Below are 4667 nucleotides of genomic sequence, written 5' to 3'. Positions count from 1 at the left end.
AGATTTTTGCAGTTTAATGCGAGATTTTTGCAGTGCTATCCACAATTTAAATGAGAGAACATTACCGCATTTGCGATAATTTATATTTTCTCTTATTTTGAATTATGCGATAATAAAAATAATCTCTTAAATACGGCAAGGTTCTCTCATTATGGGAAATTTGGTTACGGAAAATGATAGCTTAGCTAATTGCAATGTTGTGATTTCAAATTATATTACGCGCTCCGCTCAAACTTTGAATTTGGTGGAAAAACGGATTTTGATGGCTGGAATTGCGAAGTTAGGGGGCGTAAATGGCGAAATTAAATTAACGGCGCAAGAATATGCTGACACTTACGATGTAAACATGAGTACGGCATATCGAGAATTAAAAAATGCTGTCAATTCTTTAATGAAACGCTCTTTATCGTGGCAAGTTAAGGACGGCAAACATATCGGCACGCTGTCATGTGTATGGGTGCAGGGGTATAAATATTTCAAAGAAGAAGGCTACGTTAAATTCAAATTCTCTGAGTATGTTTTCCCTTTCTTGTTTGAGCTAGAAAGAGAGTTCACAAAGTACCAGCTACAACAAGCTGCCGCTTTGCGATCAATTTATTCTTGGCGGCTACTTGAACTCTTTGAGCAGATGAAAGACAAGACAGACGGTTCAGGGTGGCTTTCAATGTCCATTGAAGAATTTTGGCACGCTATGGAAGCAACCGAAAGCCACAGAAAAAATTTCAGTGATTTGAGAAGATGGGTTATTGAGCCGGCAATTAAGGAACTAACAGAAAAAGACGGTTGGTTAATCGAGTGGGAAGTCCGAAAACGTGGACGTAAAGTAGCTACACTACTGTTCAAATTTCAACGAAATCCACAAGGTAGGCTTTTCAACCAAGAAACAGCTCCCATACCTAGAAATAAAACTCTGAATGCGTTGGAGTAAAAATGGCACTCGTATCCATTAGTGAAGCTGCGCGACTGGTTGGTAAAAGCCGTCGCACCCTTCAGCGCGACATTGTCGCAGGCAAATTGAGCAAGTGCGACAATGGCCAAAAGCTAGATACTTCGGAGCTTCTAAGGGTATATGGCGCATTTTTACCTGTGACAAATGTCGCAGTTGGAAGTGCGACAATGTCGCAGGATGTCGCAGGTAAAAATGAGACAATGTCGCAGGATGTCGCAGATATGCGCGTCCGTTTAGCGGCGTTGGAAGCTGAAAATGCAGCACTGAAAGACCATTTAGGTAGCCTGAAACAAGCAATGCTTTTACTGGAAAACAAAGCCTCAACAGAAGAGACTAAATCGATCAAACCACGTCGCAGATGGTGGCAAATATTTAGAAATTAATTGTTTCAAGATGGTAATTCGGCAAGCATTACGCCGATATTCTTCATTCTTCTAGCTGTCGGTAACTTTCCATCAAAGCAAATTGGCGGTTCTTGACTGCTGATCCTTCTCCAATTCATCTCTAACCGTATCAGCATAGTCTTTGCTTGTTCCCTGCTTCCTGAAAAACCAAGCGTCTTTTTCAGGGTATCGAAAAGGGAACGATACTCTTCCTCTGAATTTCTAAGCGCGCAACGTTTTAATTTTTGCTCAAAACTGTTCCAGTCTTTCAGCGTTATAACGCCAAGTCCATCGATATGGCTTCAAAGGCGTTTTACTGCTTTTATGTGTTCTCTCGTTTGGCACTCTTACCAGCTCATAGCCTCTTGATTCAATCCGTGTTTGTCTATTTGTGGCTGTTTTCCACGGTTCTGAGGATATTGTCGGACATTTCTGTCCCTGGGCAGGACGGTGAAGCAGATAAAAATCCAGCCCTTTCTCCGGTTCTGGTGGGCTGATATATGCAAAAAGTTGAACGAGGCTTTCGCCTTTTTCATAGGCTCTGAGCCTTTGAGTTGGTGTTTGATTGGTTTTGTACCGTTCTATCAGCTTATCCAATACACAAACAGCTTTTTCATGCTTAACAGTTCCCTGTACAAAGTATAAATAACCGTTCTCTACGGCATCCTGTATGCGTTGCATCATGGACGATCGGTTTGTGAAAACAAAATAATCAGGATATTGGGTTTTAGTCATGTCCTACTCCGCTATATTATTTGTCTGCGTTTTTTGCGCTTTTTTTTCTGAAAGGATTTTTTTGTCCAAATTTGACCGTAATTTTCGTGACGGCATCCATCTGTTCCGTCCCCCCTCAAAAACTGGGTTCAACAAAAAAGGTGTGAAAATGATACACAGGAATTAGGTTCCTGTATATCAAATCGGAAGGACTTGAAATACAAGTCATCCAGAAACTTTTTTTTAAATCAGAAGCTATCAAATCTATTAAGAATCCAATCTATAATCAAATCGGTTGACTGAGCCATAAAAAACAAATCTAATAAGCTTGTCCGAAGGTCTAGCCAACCTGATTTACTACACGTTGGCTAGCCCCCAACGATTGAGATCAAGACAGTTTGCCAAACTGTCGAGTTTGCCGAAGTCGTATGCTCGTAATGGTGCTGGTACGACTACGAAGGGCGCTCAGGGGTGAAATCCCCCTGTTCGACCCAATCGAGGGAAATCTCAAAGCATGGGCGACAAGGAAACGGCGGCTCTTGTGAGAGAGAATCGTCCTGTTTACTTGCAAAAACTGGTATCCAGTCCAGTCAGTGGGGCGTACCGAAAGGGCGCGACACTTGCAGCACACGATGGCTTCGCACGTCCGAAATGACGTGAGTTTGACGGGAGAAATCTTGGTTAGACGGCACTTCGAGAAACCGAAGGTCGATGTATAGCTCAAACGTGTAACGGTAGCCGAAACGTAAAGTCGAATGGCGCTGTGCTGAATCCTCTGAAAATGCTGAAAAGCATTGCCGCGGATTGAATGAGTCTGTGAAGCAGGGTATCTAGTAGGGGAGGGTTTTTGGATTCTTTACCCCCTGAAACCGAGAAATCGGGTAGGCGTAAGCTATGGATATTCATGTGAGACGACGGCTAGGAAGGATGTAGTAGCGGTAAACTAACTTGGGAAGGTCTGACTGCCCCTAAAACTGACCTGTGGCAAGGCAGAAATTGGGTAAAAGACTGGGAGAGTGTCTGAGTAGGAAAAGCAGTAATGCCCCTTCCTGATGGCGAGTTCAACGTCTAGGGAAGGAAGTACGAAAGGAACAGGCAAGCAACAAATCTCAATGTGTAGTAGCAGTAAACCCCCTTGGCCGGGGGCGTTGGAGGAACTAGAGCAGAAAAGCTCTAGTTCCTAGGGGCTGAAAAGCCTCGGAAATTCGGGGTATTTTGCCAAATCACACCGGCAAAATAATTATTTAACTCTTGGCGGAGTTGAATAGTCTGAATCTTGGCGGATTCGGATATAAAAATCCCTAGTTGAGAGGGGGAAAGAGACAGTACGCCGTCAAAAGCGAAAGTTTCATTTCCGAAAATTTTGGGCTTTGCCCGAATTTTATTCTTAACCCTAAAGACCGCTTCGGCGGTCTTTTTCTTTGTAATCTGACCTAAAAAATGGCTGTTTTGTACGATAAGGGGTTTTTGTAATTTCAAGCATAGCTTTGTACGATAAGATGTCATGCAAATATCATTTTGTCTTCAAAAAAACGCACTTGCGGTCTTCAAACCGCTGTTTTTATCAGGCAGTAATCCGAAATAAAACCGTCAGAAACGCCCCAAATTTGCGCTCAGATTGAATTTCTACCCCTATCCTACCCTACCCCATAGGCAAGCATATAAAACGCAGGAAAACGCAAATTTAAGGTGTTACGCGCATCTATCACTGCTTTGGAGATGGGAGTCGTAAAGGTTTGGTATCGACCGCGTAAGCGCATATAGTTCATGCAATTGATTTTTAGAAGCTACTAGAACAGCAAAACCACCCTGTGGGGTGGTTTTGCTGTTCTCTTAAAGGGCTGGAGCTAGATCATTCATCTCTTCAATTCGCAGCATGCGTATATCGGAAACTGCAGGTTTGAACCAAGCAAAGGTTGATGACAACTTTTGAGCGGCCAAAACACAAGAAACCGCGGTAATCGTTTCTCCACCAAAATATACACTGCCTTGTTGATGGGTGAAACCAAGACTAACTAGTGTACGTTTGAACGTCGCCATAAGCGTTTTGCCAAGAAGGATTAGGATAAAGATTCTGTAAAACAGTTGTATCTAGGTCAAAAGCAATTGCATAAGACATAATTAAATCTCCAAGGTTTTGTGTAAGTATAGCACTGTTTTTTTGTATAAATATCTGTATTTTCCCCCATCTTCGGAGCTGGAAGCCTGTCAAGGTTCGCGTAGCGACCGCGTAAGCGGCTTGACCTTGACAGGGTGGAAGCGACCCAACGCTAAAGGCTAGGGGCAGGAGAAGGCGGTACGCCGCGCCCTGCTCCCGAGCCGTCGGCGGCGAGACTGGGGGTGTGGGGGCAAAGCCCCCGCAGGTTCGCCTTATGGCGAACTCATCATGCCGTAGGCACATCAAACAGCGAAGCCGGGTCATGAGCTGCGCAAGCGCGAAATGGCCCGAAGGTTATCCCCAGAAATTTGGGGCTTTCTGGTTTTTCATCATTTTTAAATCTTTTTAAACCTTTTTATGGACTTGTGGATAAACGCTGTATGCCTTGCCAGTCAAGGGTTACAGCGGTTTTTTTCGCAGTTTAAATGAGAGATTTTTGCAGTTTAATGCGAGATTTTTGCAG

General features: G+C 43.6%; 4 protein-coding genes. 2 read left to right on the top strand and 2 right to left on the bottom strand.

Going from position 1 to position 4667, the window contains the following annotated elements; genetic code table 11:
- The first annotated feature begins 151 nt into the window (after positions 1-151).
- Together HMPREF3139_RS06450 and HMPREF3139_RS06445 are read left to right on the top strand one after the other, a co-directional pair.
- Entirely contained in the window at positions 152-928 is a 777-nt protein-coding gene (locus HMPREF3139_RS06450; RefSeq protein WP_070461298.1) for a replication initiation protein, read from the top strand.
- 2 nt (positions 929-930) lie between these two features.
- Positions 931-1332 (top strand): hypothetical protein, encoded by a 402-nt coding sequence (locus HMPREF3139_RS06445; protein WP_070461297.1) that lies wholly within the window; start codon positions 931-933, stop codon positions 1330-1332.
- Positions 1333-1581: 249 nt separating this feature from the next.
- Here HMPREF3139_RS06445 and HMPREF3139_RS06440 read toward each other — a convergent pair whose 3' ends face one another.
- The gene (locus tag HMPREF3139_RS06440) at positions 1582-2067 is read right to left on the bottom strand and encodes a hypothetical protein (protein ID WP_070461296.1); all 486 of its coding nucleotides are present in this window, start codon (positions 2065-2067) and stop codon (positions 1582-1584) included.
- A gap of 1152 nt (positions 2068-3219) precedes the next feature.
- Complete coding sequence (locus HMPREF3139_RS06435) at positions 3220-3552, bottom strand: hypothetical protein (RefSeq protein ID WP_070461295.1); 333 nt, start codon at positions 3550-3552, stop codon at positions 3220-3222.
- Positions 3553-4667 lie beyond the last annotated feature (1115 nt).

The sequence above is a fragment of the Neisseria sp. HMSC15G01 genome (assembly GCF_001808255.1).
Taxonomy (GTDB): domain Bacteria; phylum Pseudomonadota; class Gammaproteobacteria; order Burkholderiales; family Neisseriaceae; genus Neisseria; species Neisseria subflava_A.
This window is presented reverse-complemented; position numbering and strand designations above follow the sequence as displayed.

Excerpts from the sequence above, each read along its gene's own strand:
- HMPREF3139_RS06450 (WP_070461298.1), top strand. The coding sequence starts at position 152 with ATGGGAAATTTGGTTACGGAAAATGATAGCTTAGCTAATTGCAATGTT.
- HMPREF3139_RS06445 (WP_070461297.1), top strand. The coding sequence starts at position 931 with ATGGCACTCGTATCCATTAGTGAAGCTGCGCGACTGGTTGGTAAAAGC.
- HMPREF3139_RS06440 (WP_070461296.1), bottom strand. The coding sequence starts at position 2,067 with ATGACTAAAACCCAATATCCTGATTATTTTGTTTTCACAAACCGATCG.
- HMPREF3139_RS06435 (WP_070461295.1), bottom strand. The coding sequence starts at position 3,552 with ATGACATCTTATCGTACAAAGCTATGCTTGAAATTACAAAAACCCCTT.